The organism is Bradyrhizobium sp. WYCCWR15520, assembly GCF_056174665.1.
In genome coordinates, this window is the sequence record NZ_JBWBWM010000030.1 from 41,449 (window position 1) to 58,886 (window position 17,438).

The following is a 17,438-nucleotide window of genomic DNA, read 5'->3' on the forward strand; positions in this document are numbered from 1 at the left end:
GTCGGCTCGCATGGAGCGTAGCGAAATGCGAGACGGGGCGGGGTGACAGTCGTTCAACTCGGGTACTGTTTGCGCGGAGAGACTGTAAGAGCTCAGCCCGCCCCCACGGCCTTTTTGCGCCAGGCTAAATGCACAGCGCAGGTGCAGCCGGGCGGATGCGAGGCAACATCGTTGGCGGGCACGATTTCCGCGACCGGTGCCGGCTTCGCCTTCGCCTGTTCCTGCGACGGAATGTAGTTCAGCACCGGCGCCAGCCAGCGCTCGGTCTCGGCGACGCTCATGCCCTTGCGCGCGGCATAGTCCTCGACCTGGTCGCGCTCGATCTTGCCGACGCCGAAATAGAAGCTTTCGGGATGGGAGAAATAAAGCCCCGATACCGACGAGCCCGGCCACATCGCAAAGCTCTCGGTCAATTTCACGCCGGCGGTGCTTTCCGCATCCAAGAGGCGGAACAGCGTCGCCTTTTCGGTGTGATCGGGCTGCGCGGGATAGCCGGGCGCGGGGCGGATGCCGGCATATTGCTCAAGGATCAACTGATCCGACGTCAGCGCCTCGTCCGGTGCGTAGCCCCAGAACTCCTTGCGGACGCGCTGGTGCATCCGCTCGGCAAAGGCTTCGGCCAGACGGTCGGCCAGCGCCTTGCACAGGATCGAGGAGTAATCGTCATTGGCGTTCTTGAAGCGGTCGGCGACCGCGTCCTCGCCGATGCCCGCGGTGACGACGAAGCCGCCGATATAGTCCGATACGCCCGAAGACGCGGGCGCGATGAAATCCGACAGCGCCGCGTTGAAGCGGCCTTCGCGCTTCTCCAACTGCTGGCGCAGCGTGTGGAAGGTCGCGATCTTCTTCCTCCGCGTATCGTCGGCATAGACAGCGATATCGTCGCCCTCGGCATTGGCCGGCCAGAAGCCGATCGTTGCGCGCGCGGTAAACCATTTCTCCTTGATGATGCGCTCCAGCATCTTGCGCGCGTCGTCATAGAGCGAGCGTGCGACTTCGCCGATCTTGGGGTCGTCGAGGATGGCCGGGAAGCGTCCGGTCAATTCCCAGGTCTGGAAGAAGGGCGTCCAATCGATGTATTCGGCCAGCTCCGCCAGATCGTAGGCGTCAAAGCTCTTGATGCCGAGGAACGAAGGCTTCTTCGGCGGCGTTTTGGCAAAGTCGGCCTTGACCGCGTTGGCGCGTGCATCTGCCAGCTTCAGCCGCTTCTTGTCGGCCTGCGCGCGGAAATGCGCGTCGGAAATCTTGGCGTACTCGGCGCGGATGTCGGCGGCATAGGCCTCGCGCTTGTCGGGCGATAGCAGCGAGGACGCGACGCCGACGGCGCGGCTGGCATCGTTGACATGCACCACCGGGCCGCCCTTGTAGTTCGGGTCGATCTTGACAGCGGTGTGGACGCGGCTCGTCGTGGCGCCGCCGATCAACAGCGGCATCTTCATGCCCTGCCGCTGCATCTCGCCGGCCAGAAAGCTCATCTCGTCGAGCGACGGCGTGATCAGGCCGGACAGTCCGATAATATCGGCGCCTTCCGTTTTTGCGGTCTCGATGATCTTGTTGGCGGGCACCATGACGCCGAGATCGATCACCTCGAAATTGTTACATTGCAGCACGATACCGACAATGTTCTTGCCGATGTCGTGGACGTCGCCCTTGACGGTCGCGAGCACGATCTTGCCGGCAGCGTTGCGGCCGTCGCTGGTCACGCCATTGGCGAGGTTGCGTGCCTTCTCCTCTTCCATGAACGGCATCAGATAGGCAACCGCCTGCTTCATCACGCGGGCGGACTTCACCACCTGCGGCAGGAACATTTTTCCGTCACCAAAGAGGTCGCCGACGATGTTCATGCCGGCCATCAGTGGCCCTTCGATCACGTTCAGCGGACGTTCCACCGTTTTGCGCGCGGCCTCGGTATCCTCTTCGATGAATTCGGTGATGCCGTGTACCAAGGCATGCGATAGCCGCTTCTCGACCGGCCATTCGCGCCAGGCGAGATCCTGCTCCTTGCTCTGCTTCTCCTTGCCGCGGAATTTTTCCGCCAGCGCCAACAGCCGCTCGGCCGCGCCTGGATCGCGGTTGAGGATAACGTCCTCGCACACCTGGCGCAGCTCGGGATCGATATCGTCATAGACGATCATCTGCCCGGCATTGACGATGCCCATGTCCATGCCGGCGTGAATGGCGTGATACAGGAACACCGAATGCATCGCCTCGCGCACCGGCTCATTGCCGCGGAACGAGAACGAGAGGTTAGAGACGCCGCCGGAGACATGCGCGCCCGGCAGGTTCTGGCGGATCCAGCGCGTCGCCTCGATGAAATCGACGCCGTAATTGTTGTGCTCTTCCAGTCCCGTCGCGATCGCAAAGATGTTCGGATCGAAGATGATGTCCTCAGGCGGGAAGCCGACCTCGTTGACCAGGATGTCATAGGCGCGCTTGCAGATCTCGGTCTTGCGCGCGAACGTGTCGGCCTGGCCGACTTCGTCGAACGCCATCACCACGACGGCCGCGCCATGGCGGCGCGCAATGCGGGCCTCGTGGATGAATTTCTCCACGCCTTCCTTCATCGAGATCGAATTCACGACTGGCTTGCCCTGAACGCATTTCAGGCCGGCCTCGATCACGTGGAACTTCGAGGAGTCGACCATGACAGGGACGCGGGCGATATCGGGCTCGGCGGCGACGAGGTTGAGGAACGTCACCATCGCGGCTTCGGAATCAAGCAGGCCCTCGTCCATGTTGACGTCGATGATCTGCGCGCCGTTCTCGACCTGGTCGCGCGCCACCTGCAGCGCCGCGGTGTAATCGCCCGCGGTGATCAGCTTGCGGAATTTTGCCGAGCCGGTGACGTTGGTGCGCTCGCCGACGTTCACAAAGGGAATCGCGGGCGTCAGCTCGAACGGCTCGAGGCCCGACAGCCGCAGCCGCGGCTCGATCGTAGGCACAATGCGCGGCTTGTGCGGGGCGACGGCCGCCGCAATCGCTGCGATATGGTCCGGCGTGGTACCGCAGCAGCCACCGACGATGTTGACGAGGCCGGCCTCGGCGAACTCGCCGATCAGCCGCGCCATGTATTCCGGTGTCTCGTCATACTGGCCGAACTCATTGGGCAGGCCGGCATTCGGGTAAGCGCAAATTAGAGTATCGGCGACGCGGCCGATATCGGCGATATGGGCGCGAAGGTCTTCCGCGCCCAGCGCGCAGTTGAAGCCGACGGTGATCGGCCTGGCGTGGCGGATCGAATTCCAGAACGCTTCCGGCAATTGCCCCGACAGCAGGCGGCCGGACTTGTCGGTGATGGTGCCCGAGATCATCACGGGCACGTCGATGCCGCGTTCCTCAGTAATTTCGGAGATCGCGTAGAGCGCGGCCTTGGCGTTCAGCGTATCGAAGATGGTTTCGACCAGCAGCAGGTCGGCGCCGCCGTCGAGCAGGCCGTTGACCTGTTCGCCATAGGCCTTGCGCAGATCGTCGAAGGTGACGGCGCGATAGCCGGGATTGGAAACGTCGGGCGAGATCGAGGCGGTGCGGTTGGTTGGGCCCAGCGCACCAGCCACGAAACGCGGCTTGCCGTCCTCGGCCGAGACGCGCTCGGCGGCAGCACGCGCCAGCTTGGCGCCGTCGCGGTTCAGCTCATAGGCGAGGTCCGACATGTCGTAGTCGGCCTGCGCGATCGAGGTCGAGGAGAAGGTGTTGGTGGCGACGATGTCGGCGCCCGCGCGCAGATAGGCCGCGTGAACGTCCTCGATCGCCTTCGGCTGCGTCAGGATCAAGAGGTCGTTATTGCCCCTGACGTCGCGATGGAAGTCCTTGAAGCGATCGCCGCGAAACGCTGTTTCGTCGAACTGCAGGCCCTGGATCATCGTGCCCATGGCGCCGTCGAGCACCAGAATGCGCTCGCGCGCGGCGGCGAGCAGGGCGGTACGCTTTGGCGAAATCTTGGGCGAAATCGAAACACTCATCGGATCAGGCGGCTTTCTGTGCGGCATTGGGGCGAATGCCCAGCAGATGGCTGATCGCGAACACGAGGTCCGCGCGGTTCATGGTGTAGAAGTGAAAGGTGTCGACGCCATGCTTGGCGAGTTTGTGCACCTGGCCGGCCACAACGGTGGCAGCTACCAGCTTGCGTGTATCGGCGTCGTCGTCGAGCCCTTCGAACTTGTCGGCGAGCCAGTCCGGCACCGTGGTGCCCGCACGGGTCACGAAGCTGCGCGCCTGCTTGAAATTGTGCATCGGCATGATGCCGGGCACGACGGGAATATCGATGCCACGGGCGCGGACGCGATCGAGGTAGCGGAAGTAGAGGTCGTTATCGAAGAACACCTGTGTGATGGCCCGCGCCGCGCCGGCGTCGACCTTGGCCTTCAACGTGTCGATATCGGCATCGATGGTCGGGCTCTCCGGATGCTTTTCTGGATAGGCCGAAACCGAGATCTCAATATCGGGATAGCGCTTCTTGATGCCTTCGATCAGGTCGGGCGAACTCTGATAGCCGTCGGGATGAGCGTGATAGGCGGTGCCGATGCCGGTGGTGGGGTCGCCGCGCAGGGCGACGATATGGCGGACGCCGATCTCGTGATAGCGGGCCACCACGTCGTCGATCTCGCCCTTCGGCGCGCCGACGCAGGTCAGATGCGCCGCCGGGACCAGGCTGGTCTCTTTGAGGATGCGCGCGATGGTCGAATGGGTGCGCTCACGGGTCGATCCCCCGGCGCCATAGGTCACGGAGACGAAATTCGGCGTCAGCGGCGCCAGCCGGTTGATGGTCTCCCACAGGCTGCGCTCCATCTCCTCGGTCTTGGGCGGAAAAAACTCGAAGGAGATCCGGGGCGAATGCAGCGTGCGATGGCCGTCGAATGCGGGGGGCGTAAAGTCGGTCATGGCACTCACAAAGCTCCGGAACGATCGGCGGACATCAGGCCTAGCGGCAGTCAGCTAAAAATAGGCCAAACAGGTCCGACCAAACAGCCCATCGGATATGGGAAGTAGCCCACTTTATCAAAATAATTGACGATGTGAGGTGACGGTAGAACGGGCGGTGGGTTTAGATTGATCCTATATTTATGAAGTAAAAACAATAAGATGAATTTTGGTTTGGTCTGTGTTCAGCTCGGCGCAATTCGTTGGGCAGAGTGAAATATATGGATTCTGTCTGCTTTTGTCCCACTCTTTGGTAGCGACCCATTACTCCTTTCCCCACAAGTGCGGGCCTGATCTGCGCCGACCGGGCCTTTGTCGCCTTCGATTGCCGCACTAGTTTAGCGCCATGATCCCGCTTTCAGTCCTCGACCTCTCCGTCGTCACCACTGGCACCCGCCCGGCCCACGCGCTGCAGAACAGCATCGATCTGGCGCGCCATGTCGATGGGCTCGGCTATGTCAGGTACTGGCTCGCCGAGCATCACAACCTGGCCTCGGTGGCGAGCCCCGCGCCCGACCTGATGATCGGTCAGATCGCGGCGGTGACGAAGAACATCCGCGTTGGCTCGGGCGGCGTGATGCTGCCCAACCATGCGCCGCTGGTGGTGGCCGAGCGCTTCAAGATGCTGGAAGCGCTGTTTCCCGGCCGCATCGATCTCGGCCTGGGGCGCGCCCCTGGCACCGATGGCGCCACGGCGCACGCGCTGCGCAGCCGGCTCGATCGCCGCGAGGGCGACGATTTTCTCGAACGGCTGAGTGAGCTGGTGTTGTGGGAAACCCGCGGTTTCCCCGCCGGCCATCCCTACAACAATGTGGTGGCGATGCCCGACGACACGCCGCTGCCGCCGATCTGGCTGCTCGGCTCCTCCGACTACAGTTCGGAATTGGCGGCGCAGGTCGGCATGGGCTTCGCGTTCGCGCATCATTTTGCGTCCTATGACGCGATCGCAGCGATGACCAACTACCGCAGCCACTTCAAGCCGTCCGGCTGGCGGGAAGGCCCCCACGGAATCCTCGCCGTCGCAGCGGTCGCCGCCGAAACCGATGCGGAAGCCGAAACACTCGCGACCTCGATGGACCTCAACCGCCTGCGCCGCGACCGCGGACAATATCTGCCGCTGCCGAGCGTCGAAGAGGCCCTGGCCTATGATTATACGGACGCCGAACGCGCCTCGATCGCCCGCAACCGTTCACGGTTTTTCGTCGGCAGTCCGGCAACCATCATGGCAAAGCTGCAGCCGATGATCACGGCGAGCCAGCCGGATGAACTGATGATCATCACCGCCGTCTACGACCACGACGCGCGGAAGAAATCGTATAGTCTGCTGGCCGACGCGTTTGGGCTGAACAAGAAAGTGGCGGCGTAAAGCCAATTACTCTTCTTCGAATGCGTCATCCCGCTTGTCTTGTTTGAGATGATTTTTCGGAAAACCGCTACGCGCTTTTTCGGATCGTCCTCCAGATCGTGATCACCTCTCCATCTCATTTTTTGAGCATACCCTGTGCTGGTTTCGGATCGGACGAGCAACCAAACGTTGCCAAAAAAGTTGTTGAGGTCTCCAACCAAGGAGACAAGCCATGGAACTGAAATCTGCTATTGTTGGGTTGGCCGCCCTCGGCGGCGTTGTGCTCACCGCCAGCTCGGCTTCCGCCGCGATGCCGAACGGCCTTCCGCAGGCCGACCAGATTTCACGTCAATCCAATGATGTCGAGTAGGTCCGCTGGGTCTGCAACGCGTGGGGGCGCTGCTGGTGGCGTCCGGGTCCAAGATGGGGCGCCTATGGCATGTGGGGCCCGCGTCCCGTGTGGCGTCCGGGATGGCACGGCGCCTATGCGTGGGGTGCCCCGCCAGTTTGGGGGCCGCGCCGGGTGTGGGGGCCGCGTCCGGTATGGGGCCCGCACCCAGGATGGGGCTGGCGCGGATGGTGATTGGAGAGGCGGCGTACGCGCGCCGATAACGGCCGCGGGTGCCGCTTCACGGCTGCGCCGCTAATGACCTGCAAAGCCGCCGTTCGCCGCTAGCGTTCGGTCGGAATATCTACGTGTCTGTGCTCTCCACACCCACGCAAAGTTCGCCGGTTCACGGGCGAGCACTAGAGGACGCGAGCAGAAGCGTGCGCTTCCTCAATCCTGCTTCTCGCTGAAGGTCGCGCGGAACGGATGGGCGGGGTAGACGCCGACGATACGGAATTCACGCGAGAAGAATTTCAGCTCCTCCAGCGCAAAGGCGAGGCCCTTGTCGTCGGGGTGGCCATCGACGTCGGCATAAAACTGGGTCGCAAAGAAATTGCCGTCGACCATGTAGCTTTCCAGCTTCGTCATGTTGACGCCGTTGGTGGCGAAGCCGCCGAGCGCCTTGTAGAGCGCGGCGGGCAAATTGCGCACCCGGAAAACAAAGGTGGTGACCAGCGGGCCGGAGTTTTGCTTGGCCCAATCCGCCTCGCGCGCGAGCACCACGAAGCGGGTGGTGTTGTGGGCTTCGTCCTCGACATCCTCGGCCAGGATATCGAGCCCGTAGATTTGCGCCGCCAGGCGGGAGGCGATCGCGGCAACGCTCTTGTCCTTGCGCTCGGAGACGTCGCGGGCGCTGCCGGCGGTGTCGGCCGCCACGATCGGCTTGATGCCGAGCTTGCGGATGATGCGTCGGCACTGGCCGAGCGCATGGACGTGGCTTTCGACCGTCTTGATGTCGGAGAGTTTTGTCCCCTTCGGCGCCATTAATTGGTGGCGGACCGGCAAGAACCATTCGCCGACGATGAACAGGCCGGACGCCGGCAGCAAATGATGGATGTCGGCAACGCGCCCCGCCACCGAATTCTCGATCGGAATCATGCCGAGATCGGCCTCGCCGGAGGAGATCGCCGACAGGGCGTCCTCGAAGGTCGCGCACGGCATCGGTTCGGCGTCCGGATAGGCCTCGACGATGGCGATATGGGAATTGGCGCCAGGCTCGCCCTGGAATGCGATTTTGAGCTTTTTGGTCATGCTGTTTTTCCTGGCGGGCCTTTTAGCAGCCGGTCAGGCCTTGGCTAGTATTTTGCGGGCGGTTTCAAGGTCGGCCGGGGTGTCGACCCCGCGCGGCACGCTATCGACGATGGTGATGTCGATCCGCATCCCGGCTTCCAGCGCGCGGAGTTGTTCGAGCTTTTCCTGCTGCTCCAGCGGCGAGGGGGGCAGGGCAACGAACCGCTCCAGCGCGGCGCGGCGGTAGGCATAGAGGCCGATATGGTGGTAGCGGGGGCCGTCACCGTGAGGCGCGGTGGCGCGGGTGAAATAGAGCGCGCGCAGCCGGTTCGGGCCGATCGGTGAGCCGACCGCCTTCACCACGCTCGGGGCCAGGTCCTCCTCCTGGGTGTGGATCTGCGAGGCGAGCGTCGCAATATCGACGGCGGGGTCGTCGAGCGGCGGCAGCGCGGCGCGGATGGTGTCCGGCGCGATCGTCGGGAAATCGCCCTGCAGATTGACCACGATCTCGGCCTTACCCGACGGATCCAGCGTCTGCATGGCCTCGTGGATCCGGTCGGAGCCGGAAGGATGGGAGGCGCGGGTCATCACCACCTCGCCGCCGGCGGCCCTTACCGCGCCGGCGATCTCGGGGCTATCGGTCGCCACCGCGACCCGGCCGATTTTGGCCTCCTCGGCCCGCCGCAGCACGTGCACGATCATGGGCAGGCCGGCGATATCCAGGAGCGGCTTGCCCGGCAGCCGGGTCGCCGCCATCCGGGCGGGAATCAGCACCAAAATGCGGGAATCGGTCATCGTCTGAGGGCCCGGCCGGACTAGTGGATTTGGTGGGGATGGGATGAAATTCGGCGCGTTTATACGGGTTGCCAGAGCCGGGGCAAACCGATATCTCAACCCTGCTGAGGGTGCGGCGCGAAAGGCTGATTCCTCGCGCCCATCCGCGGCCGTTTTGCCGGCCTCTAGTCGACCTTCCCGGCCCTGGAGCCTGATCCGTTATGGACTCCTTCGAACTCAACAAGATTCTCGGCGCCATCCTCGCCACCTGCCTTGTCGTTCTGGTGACGAGCTTTGCCGCTCATGCGATTTTTGCCCCCGTGAAACCGGAAAAGCCGGGCTTCGAGATTGCCGTGAAGGAAACCACGGCCGGCGGAGCCAAGGAAGCCGCAGCTCCCTCCGAGCCGATCGAGAAGCTTTTGCAGACCGCCTCGGTCGAGAAGGGCGCCGCCGCCGCCAAGAAGTGCGCCGCCTGCCACACCTTCGAGAAGGGCGGTCCGAACCGCGTTGGTCCCAATCTCTACGGCGTCGTCAACGAGCCGAAGGGCCAGGGACATGCCGGGTTCAACTTCTCGGCCGCCTTGAAGGCCAAGGGCGGAAACTGGAGCTTTGACGATCTCAACAAGTTCCTCGCCAACCCCAAGGCTTTCGTTCCGGGCACGGCCATGGGCTTCGCCGGCATTGCGAAGGACAGCGAGCGCGCCGACGTCATCGCCTATTTGAATTCGCTGTCGGAAAAACCGGCACCGCTGCCGACTGCGGCGAAGTAAAATTTCGGCCGTCCCGCGTGGACGTTGCCACAACTTGACGGCCAGGCACTGCCTGGCCGTTTTGTTATGTGGGATCACATCGTTGCTAGCGGAGTTGTTACCGGGACTATTCGCCGCAGCGAAGGTGTTCCCAAGCTGCTATCATGAGGAAAAAGCAACGTAATTCGTCGAACCCTTGCCTTATATTAGGTCCTCACTAACTCGGCCTCGTGCTTGCATGGTTCGCGTCTGGGGCCGCCGCGGACATCGACAGCACGGATACCGGCGTCAGCAACAGGAATTCTGCATTTGGCCATTACCCGACGACATCTTCTCCAAGGCGGCGCGGTTGCCGCTCTGGCTCCTGCGCTGGGCATTGCGACGGCGCTTCCCCCCATCGAAGCCGCAAAGGCGCAAGGCGCAGGCGGCGAGCCGGCCTGGCGGCACGCGCTATCGCTGTTCGGCGACATCAAGTATCCGGCCGACTTCAAGCGGTTCGATTACGTCAATCCGGACGCGCCCAAGGGTGGCACGGTACGTCAGATCCAAGTCGGGACATTTGATAACTTTAACCTTGTGGTTGCTGGCGTCAAAGGCTCGCTCGCAGCCGGCGTTCAACTGATCTACGAATCTCTGATGACGCAGTCACTGGATGAGGTTTCGACCGAGTACGGCGAATTGGCCGAAGCCGTTAGTCACCCCGACGATTTTTCCTGGGTCTCGTATCGTCTCAGGCCAGAGGCGAAATGGCATGACGGAAAGCCCGTTACGCCTGACGACGTGATCTTCTCCCTTAATGCGTTCAAGCAACATCATCCGCAGTACTCGGCTTACTATCGCCACGTGGTGAAAGCCGAAAAAGTCGGCGATCGCGACATCAAATTCAGCTTCGACGCGCCCGGCAATCGCGAGCTCCCGCAGATCGTTGGACAGCTCACGATTCTGCCGAAGCATTGGTGGGAGGGCAGCGACAGCGAGGGTCGCAAGCGCGATATCTCCACGACGACGCTGGAGAAGCCGCTGGGCTCCGGCCCTTACCGAATAAAGGAATTTGTCCCGGGAAGGACGCTGACACTGGAGCGGGTAAAGGATCATTGGGGGCGCAATTTCAGCACGTATGTCGGCATCAACAATTTCGACGAGCTGCGCCTGGAATATTTCCGGGACTCGACGGTTGCGCTGGAGGCTTTCAAGGGCGACCAGGTTGATTGGCGAACCGAAAACAGCGCCAAGAACTGGGCGACGGCCTACGACTTTCCGGCCGTCAATGACAAGCGCGTGCTGCTCGAGGAGTTTCCGAACCGCAGTTCCGGAATCATGCAGGCGTTCGCTCTGAATATCCGGCGTGACCAGTTCAAGGATCCGCGGGTGCGTCGCGCGCTGAATTTTGCGTTCGACTTCGAGGAGATGAACAAGCAGATCTTCTTCGGACAGTACAAGCGTATCAGCAGCTATTTCGATGGCACTGAACTGGCTTCAAGCGGCCTGCCGCAGGGCACGGAGCTGGAAATACTCGAAGCCGTCCGTGCGGATGTGCCGCCCGAGGTATTCACGAAGCCCTATACCAATCCGGTCGGCGGCAGTGCCGAAGCGGTTCGCGAAAATCTTCGTGAGGCGCTGCGCCTGCTCAAGGAAGCCGGCTATGAGGTACGCGAGCGGAAGCTGGTCGATAGCAAGACGGGAGCGCAATTTGCGCTCGAATTGCTTGGTGCAGACCCGTCCTTCGAACGGGTCATGCTGTTTTTCAAACCCTCTCTGGAGCGGCTAGGTATCAATGTCAGCGTGCGCACGATCGATCCGACACAGTATGAGAACCGGCTCCGTAGCTGGGATTTCGATGTAGTCGTCTCGTCGTGGGCGGAATCGCTATCGCCCGGAAATGAACAACGCGAATTCTGGGGTTCGCAGGCGGCCGACATGGCGGGTTCGCGCAATATCATCGGCATCAAGAATCCGGCGGTCGACAAATTGATCGAGCGGCTGATCTATGCCAAGGGTCGGGATGACCTTGTTGCCGCGACCAAGGCGCTCGATCGCGTGCTGCTGTGGAATCACTATGTCGTGCCGCAGTGGAATTATCCCAAGGTCCGGACCGCACGTTGGGATCGCTTCGGCAGGCCGTCCGAATTGCCGAAATACGGTCAGTCAGGTTTTCCGTCGCTATGGTGGTTCGACGCCGACAAGGCGGCGCGGAACGGAAGGCGCTCTTGAAGGATAGCTTGCGCATGGCGCAATTCTCTCGCCGGCATGTGCTCGGTCTCGGTGTCGGTGCGCTGGCGGCTGCACGCCTCGCTCCCGCGTTCGCGGATAATGGCGGCAAGAAGCTCCACGGTCTTTCGGCGTTCGGCGAGCTGAAATATCCCGCCGACTTTCGTCGTTTCGACTACGTCAATGCGAACGCACCGAAAGGCGGGATGTTCTCGCAACTCGTCGGCGCCGGTGGCTCGACCTTCAATTCGCTCAACGCCTTTATCGTAAAGGGCGACAGGGCGAACGGAATGGAGCTGACTTTTGCATCGCTGATGGCGCGGGCGTTCGACGAGCCGGACGCGGTCTATCTCCTGGCGGCGGAGGATTTGACCGTCTCCCCCGACGGACTGGTCTTCCGTTTCCAGTTGCGTCCAGGGATTACCTTTCACGACGGCAGTGAAATCACCGCCTCCGATGTCGCGTTTTCGCTGACGACGCTGAAGAGCAAGGGACATCCTGCGTACGCTTCCGTGCTGCGCGATCTCGCCGATGCCACCGTCGAGGACAAGCGGACGGTCCAGTTGCGTTTCCAGCCGGCCCGCGGCCTCGACATGCCGGCGCTTGCGGCGGCGATGCCGATTTTCTCGGAGAAATACTATTCGACGCGGCCGTTCGACGAGACCTCGCTGGAAGCGCCGCTCGGATCAGGTCCCTATCGCGTCGCCCGGTTCGAGCAGGGGCGCTTCGTGGAATTCGAGCGGGTGAAGAACTGGTGGGGGCAGAACCTCCCGGTTTGTCGCGGCCTGTACAATTTCGATATCGTGCGGGACGAGTATTACCGGGACCGCGAAGCCGGCTTCGAGGCCTTCACCGGTCGCAACTACCTGTTCCGCGAGGAGTTCACCTCGCGAGTCTGGGCCACGCGCTACGATTTTCCTGCGATCCGCGACGGCCGCGTCAAGCGGGACGTCATTTCGGACGAGCGCCCCTCCGGCGCGCAGGGCTGGCTGCTCAACACGCGGCGGGACAAATTCAAGGACAGGCGCGTTCGCGAGGCATTGACGATCGCCTTCGACTTCGAATGGACCAACAAGAACCTGATGTATGGTTCTTACCAGCGCACGCATTCGGTGTTCCAGAATTCCGACATGATGGCGCGAAGCGAGCCGTCGCCAGAAGAGATCGCATTGCTCGAGCCGTTCCGCGACCGTCTGCTGCCGGAAGTGTTCGGACCGGCATGGATACCTCCGGAGACTGACGGGTCCGGACAGGATCGCAAGCTCTTGCGCAGCGCCGGTGAACTGCTCAATGCCGCGGGCTGGACCGTGAAGGACGGCCGCCGGCTTAACGCGAAGGGCGAACAGTTTTCGGCCGAATTCCTGCTGACCGAGCGTTCGTTCGAGCCGCACCACCAGACCTTCATCAAGAATCTTCGTGTGCTCGGCATCGATGCAAACATTCGCCTGGTCGACCCGGCGCAGGCCGAGGTACGGCTCAAGGATTTCGACTTCGATATCGCCATCGCGCGATTCATCTTCCCGCAAATTCCGGGAAGCTCGCTGCGCAACTATTTCTCAAGCGATTCCGCCAAAACCAAGGGCTCCAATAACCTTGCCGGAATCGCCGATCCGGTCGTCGATGCGCTGGTCGAGAAAGCGGTGGGTGCGCAGACGCAGGCCGAACTGAACAACACCTGCCGTGCCCTCGATCGTGTGCTGCGCTCCGGCCGTTACTGGATTCCGCACTGGAACAAGGCTTCGCACTGGATCGCCTATTGGGATCAGTTCGGTTTCCCGCCGACGAAGCCCCGCTATGCCCGCGGCGCGCCGGAAACCTGGTGGTACGAATCGGCAAAGGCCGCAAAACTCGAGCAGGCGAAATAGTCCATGGCCGCCTATATAGCCCGCCGCGTTCTCCTGATGCTGCCGACATTGCTCGGCATCCTGTTAGTCTCCTTCGTGGTCGTGCAGTTCGCGCCCGGCGGGCCGGTCGAACGCGTGATTGCGCAGCTCTCGGGCGCAGACACCGGGGCCGCCTCTCGTGTGTCGGGCTCCTCCGGCGGCGATTTCGGTGCGCGGCCCCAGGCCGGCGCGGCGGCGGACGCCGTCAATTCGAAATACCGCGGCGCGCAGGGACTTGATCCGGATTTCATCAAGAACCTCGAAAAGCAGTTCGGTTTCGACAAGCCTGCGCATGAGCGCTTTGCGCTGATGGTGTGGAATTTCGCCCGCTTCGATTTCGGCAAGAGCTACTTTCGTGACACCACCGTGGTGCAACTGATCAAGGAGAAGCTGCCGGTCTCGATATCGCTCGGTCTCTGGTTGACGCTGCTGACCTACCTGATCTCGATTCCGCTGGGCGTTCGCAAGGCGGTCGCGGATGGCTCGCGCTTCGATACGTGGACGTCAGCGGTGATCATCATCGGGTTTGCGATTCCCGGATTCCTGTTCGCGATCCTGCTGATCATCCTGTTTGCGGGCGGCTCGTTCTTCAACGTGTTCCCGTTGCGCGGCTTGACCTCGGATGGCTGGGCACAGTTTCCCTGGTACTGGAAGATCATCGACTATTTCTGGCACCTCACGCTGCCCCTGATCGCCATGGGCCTGGGTGCCTTTGCCACCATGACACTGCTGACCAAGAACTCGTTCCTCGATGAAATCAGGAAGCAGTATGTGATGACCGCGCGCGCCAAGGGCTGCGGCGAGGGGCAGGTGCTCTACGGCCATATCTTCCGCAACGCCATGCTGATCGTGATCGCGGGCTTTCCCGGTGCATTCATTGGCGCATTCTTCTCCGGCTCGCTGCTGATCGAGACCATCTTCTCGCTCGATGGACTCGGCCTGCTCGGCTTCGAGAGCGTGCTCAACCGCGACTATCCGGTCGTGTTCGGCACGCTGTTCATCTTTTCCCTTGTGGGTCTTGTGGTGGGGCTGATCTCCGACCTCGCCTATATGTGGATCGATCCAAGAATCGATTTCGAGGCGCGGGAGGTCTGATGACGGTGCTCGCCCCGCAGCCGATCGAGACCAAGACGCAGTCGCCGCTCGGCGCCGCCGTGCCGGTCTCGCGTCATCCCCTTGCGATGTCGCCGCTCAACCGCCGGCGCTGGCAGAACTTCAAGGCCAACCGCCGTGGCTACTGGTCGCTCTGGATCTTCCTCGCGCTGTTCGTGATCTCGCTGTTCGCGGAGCTGATCGCCAACGACCGCCCCTTCATGCTCAAGTATGACGGGAGACTCTATTGGCCGGCTTTCGTCAGCTATTCCGAAACCACCTTCGGCGGCGATTTCGAGACCGCGGCCGACTACCGCGATCCCTATCTGCAGAAGCTGATTGCGGACAAGGGCGGCTGGATCGTCTGGCCGCTGATCCGCTATTCCTACGCCACCCATAATCTCGACCTGCCGACGCCGGCGCCGTCGAAGCCGACATGGATGTTGACAGAAGAGCAGTGCAAGCCGGTGCTCGAGAAGAAGGGCCTTAAGAGCTGCAGCGATCTCGAATATAACTGGCTCGGCACCGACGATCAGGGCCGCGACGTGGTGGCGCGGCTGATCTATGGCTTCCGCATCTCGGTGTTGTTCGGCCTGACGCTGACCATCGTGTCCTCGATCATCGGCGTCATCGCCGGCGGCGTGCAGGGCTATTTCGGCGGCTGGACCGATCTGATCTTCCAGCGCATCATCGAAATCTGGAGCGCGATCCCCTCGCTCTATCTGCTGCTGATCCTGTCATCGGTGCTGGTGCCCGGCTTCTTCGTGCTGCTCGGCATTCTCTTGCTGTTCTCCTGGACGTCCCTGGTGGGCCTCGTGCGTGCGGAATTTCTGCGCGGGCGCAATTTCGAATACATCCAGGCCGCGCGCGCGCTCGGCGTCTCCAATGGCATCATCATGTTCCGGCATTTGCTGCCGAACGCGATGGTGGCGACGATGACCTTCCTGCCGTTCATCGTGTCGTCCTCGGTGATGACGCTGACCGCACTCGATTTCCTCGGCTTCGGCCTGCCGCCGGGCTCGCCGTCGCTAGGCGAGCTGCTCGCGCAAGGCAAGGCCAATGTGCAGGCGCCCTGGCTCGGCTTCACCGGCTTCTTCTCGGTCGCGATTATGCTGTCGCTCCTGATCTTCATCGGCGAGGGCGTGCGCGATGCCTTCGATCCGCGCAAGACGTTCCGGCAGGGATAGCGACATGGACGCCATCAACCAGCCGCTGCTCGATGTCTGCGATCTCTCGGTCGCGTTCGGCAACAGCATTGCCGTCGATCATGTGTCGTTCTCGATCAAGCGCGGCGAGTGCGTGGCGCTGGTCGGTGAATCCGGCTCCGGCAAGTCCGTCAGCGCGCTGTCGGTGCTGAAGCTGCTGCCTTATCCGGCCGCCTCGCATCCCTCCGGCACAATCCATTTTAGGGGCCGCGAGCTGCTCAATGCCTCGGAGCGCGAGATGCGCGAAATCCGCGGCAACGACATCTCGATCATTTTTCAGGAGCCGATGACCTCGCTCAATCCGCTCCACACCATCGAGGCGCAGATCGGGGAAATCCTCTCGCTGCATAGGGGCATCGGCGGGTCGATGGCGCGGGCGCGGACGCTCGAACTGTTGACGCAGGTCGGCATTCCCGATCCGGAAATGAGGCTGCAAAGCTATCCGCATCAATTGTCCGGCGGCCAGCGCCAGCGCGTCATGATCGCGATGGCGCTCGCCAACGAGCCGGACCTTCTGATCGCGGACGAGCCGACCACCGCGCTCGATGTCACCGTGCAGGCGCAGATCCTGGCGCTGCTCGCCGAGATCAGGTCGCGGCTCGGCATGAGCATGCTGTTCATCACCCATGACCTCGGCATCGTCCGCCGCATCGCCGACGTCGTCTGCGTGATGAATTCAGGCAAGATCGTCGAACAGGGGCCGGTCGAGCAGGTCTTCACCGCACCGAAGCATGCCTATACGCGCGCGCTGCTCGCGGCCGAGCCCAAGCCCGACCCGGCGCCGCCGCGGCCCGAGGAGCCGGTGGTGATATCGGCCGACAATCTCAAGGTCTGGTTTCCGATCAAGCGCGGGCTGTTGCGCTCGACCGTTGGCCATATCAAGGCGGTGGACGGCGTCAGCCTTGCGGTGCGCAAGGGCGAGACGCTCGGTGTCGTCGGCGAATCGGGCTCGGGCAAGACCACGCTTGGGCTGGCGCTGCTCCGGCTGATTTCATCCGACGGCCCGATCGTGTTCCTCGGCAACAACATCCAGGGCCTGCGCTTCAAGGCCATGCTGCCGCACCGCCGCGACATGCAGATCGTGTTTCAGGATCCGTTCGGCGCGCTGAGCCCGCGCATGTCGGTCGGCGATATCGTCGCCGAAGGCCTTTCCGTGCACCAGAAGTCGCTGTCATATGAGGAGCGCGAGGCGCGCGTCGTCAAGGCGCTGCGGGACGTCGGCCTCGACCCCGAGACACGCTTCCGCTACCCGCATGAATTCTCCGGCGGCCAGCGCCAGCGCATCTCGATCGCGCGCGCGGTGGTGCTGGAGCCGAATTTCGTCGTGCTGGACGAGCCGACCTCAGCGCTGGACATGCTGTTCCAGGCGCAGATGGTCGATCTGTTGCGCGAACTGCAGCGCAAGCGCGACCTGACCTACATGTTCATCTCGCACGATCTGCGCGTCGTCGCTTCGCTGGCGAGCCATCTGATCGTGATGCGTCACGGCAAGGTGGTGGAGGAGGGGCCCGCTGCGGAGCTCTTCAAGAATCCGAAGAGCGACTATACTCGCGCGCTGTTCGCCGCTGCGTTCCGAATCGAGGCTGTGCCGGGCGACGCGGCCGCTACGTAGCCCGCTTTTGTCGGCATCCCGGCCTCATGGTTCGA

Annotated in this window: 12 protein-coding genes; 8 read left to right on the forward strand and 4 right to left on the reverse strand. The window is 62.5% G+C overall.

Features of this window, described 5'->3' with window-relative positions:
• Nucleotides 1-92: 92 nt before the first annotated feature.
• Nucleotides 93-3,959, reverse strand: coding sequence for a methionine synthase (gene metH, locus AC0QUY_RS29745; RefSeq protein ID WP_475389795.1), 3,867 nt, complete (start codon nucleotides 3,957-3,959; stop codon nucleotides 93-95).
• A gap of 4 nt (nucleotides 3,960-3,963) precedes the next feature.
• Nucleotides 3,964-4,878 carry a methylenetetrahydrofolate reductase [NAD(P)H] gene (gene metF, locus AC0QUY_RS29750; protein ID WP_475389796.1) on the reverse strand — a complete coding sequence of 305 codons (915 nt, stop codon included), beginning with the start codon at nucleotides 4,876-4,878 and terminating at the stop codon, nucleotides 3,964-3,966.
• Between the two features lie 385 nt (nucleotides 4,879-5,263).
• Between metF and AC0QUY_RS29755 the strand changes: the two genes are divergently transcribed.
• Together AC0QUY_RS29755 and AC0QUY_RS29760 are read left to right on the forward strand one after the other, a co-directional pair.
• Nucleotides 5,264-6,283 (forward strand): LLM class flavin-dependent oxidoreductase, encoded by a 1,020-nt coding sequence (locus AC0QUY_RS29755; RefSeq protein WP_475389797.1) that lies wholly within the window; start codon nucleotides 5,264-5,266, stop codon nucleotides 6,281-6,283.
• 211 nt (nucleotides 6,284-6,494) lie between these two features.
• Nucleotides 6,495-6,632, forward strand: a complete 138-nt coding sequence (locus AC0QUY_RS29760; RefSeq protein WP_475389798.1) for a hypothetical protein — start codon at nucleotides 6,495-6,497, stop codon at nucleotides 6,630-6,632.
• A 408-nt stretch (nucleotides 6,633-7,040) separates the two neighbouring features.
• On the opposite strand, the gene AC0QUY_RS29765 is transcribed toward AC0QUY_RS29760, so the two are convergent.
• Together AC0QUY_RS29765 and AC0QUY_RS29770 are read right to left on the reverse strand one after the other, a co-directional pair.
• Nucleotides 7,041-7,901: a prephenate dehydratase gene (locus AC0QUY_RS29765; protein ID WP_161851710.1), complete on the reverse strand. Its 861-nt coding sequence runs from the start codon at nucleotides 7,899-7,901 to the stop codon at nucleotides 7,041-7,043.
• Nucleotides 7,902-7,934: 33 nt separating this feature from the next.
• Nucleotides 7,935-8,675, reverse strand: a complete 741-nt coding sequence (locus AC0QUY_RS29770; RefSeq protein WP_475389799.1) for a 3-deoxy-manno-octulosonate cytidylyltransferase — start codon at nucleotides 8,673-8,675, stop codon at nucleotides 7,935-7,937.
• A gap of 200 nt (nucleotides 8,676-8,875) precedes the next feature.
• On the opposite strand from AC0QUY_RS29770, the gene AC0QUY_RS29775 reads away from it, so the two are divergent.
• From AC0QUY_RS29775 to AC0QUY_RS29800, 6 genes are all read left to right on the forward strand, one after another.
• Nucleotides 8,876-9,424, forward strand: a complete 549-nt coding sequence (locus tag AC0QUY_RS29775) for a c-type cytochrome (protein WP_475389800.1) — start codon at nucleotides 8,876-8,878, stop codon at nucleotides 9,422-9,424.
• 288 nt (nucleotides 9,425-9,712) lie between these two features.
• Nucleotides 9,713-11,614 carry an extracellular solute-binding protein gene (locus tag AC0QUY_RS29780; protein ID WP_475389801.1) on the forward strand — a complete coding sequence of 634 codons (1,902 nt, stop codon included), beginning with the start codon at nucleotides 9,713-9,715 and terminating at the stop codon, nucleotides 11,612-11,614.
• Nucleotides 11,615-11,628: 14 nt separating this feature from the next.
• Nucleotides 11,629-13,476, forward strand: a complete 1,848-nt coding sequence (locus AC0QUY_RS29785; protein WP_475389802.1) for an extracellular solute-binding protein — start codon at nucleotides 11,629-11,631, stop codon at nucleotides 13,474-13,476.
• Nucleotides 13,477-13,479: 3 nt separating this feature from the next.
• The gene (locus tag AC0QUY_RS29790) at nucleotides 13,480-14,589 is read left to right on the forward strand and encodes a microcin C ABC transporter permease YejB (protein WP_475389803.1); all 1,110 of its coding nucleotides are present in this window, start codon (nucleotides 13,480-13,482) and stop codon (nucleotides 14,587-14,589) included.
• Nucleotides 14,589-15,773, forward strand: coding sequence for an ABC transporter permease (locus tag AC0QUY_RS29795; protein WP_475389804.1), 1,185 nt, complete (start codon nucleotides 14,589-14,591; stop codon nucleotides 15,771-15,773). The genes AC0QUY_RS29790 and AC0QUY_RS29795 overlap by 1 nt, the downstream gene beginning before the upstream one ends.
• Nucleotides 15,774-15,777: 4 nt before the next feature.
• Nucleotides 15,778-17,403, forward strand: a complete 1,626-nt coding sequence (locus tag AC0QUY_RS29800; protein ID WP_475389805.1) for an ABC transporter ATP-binding protein — start codon at nucleotides 15,778-15,780, stop codon at nucleotides 17,401-17,403.
• Nucleotides 17,404-17,438: the final 35 nt, after the last annotated feature.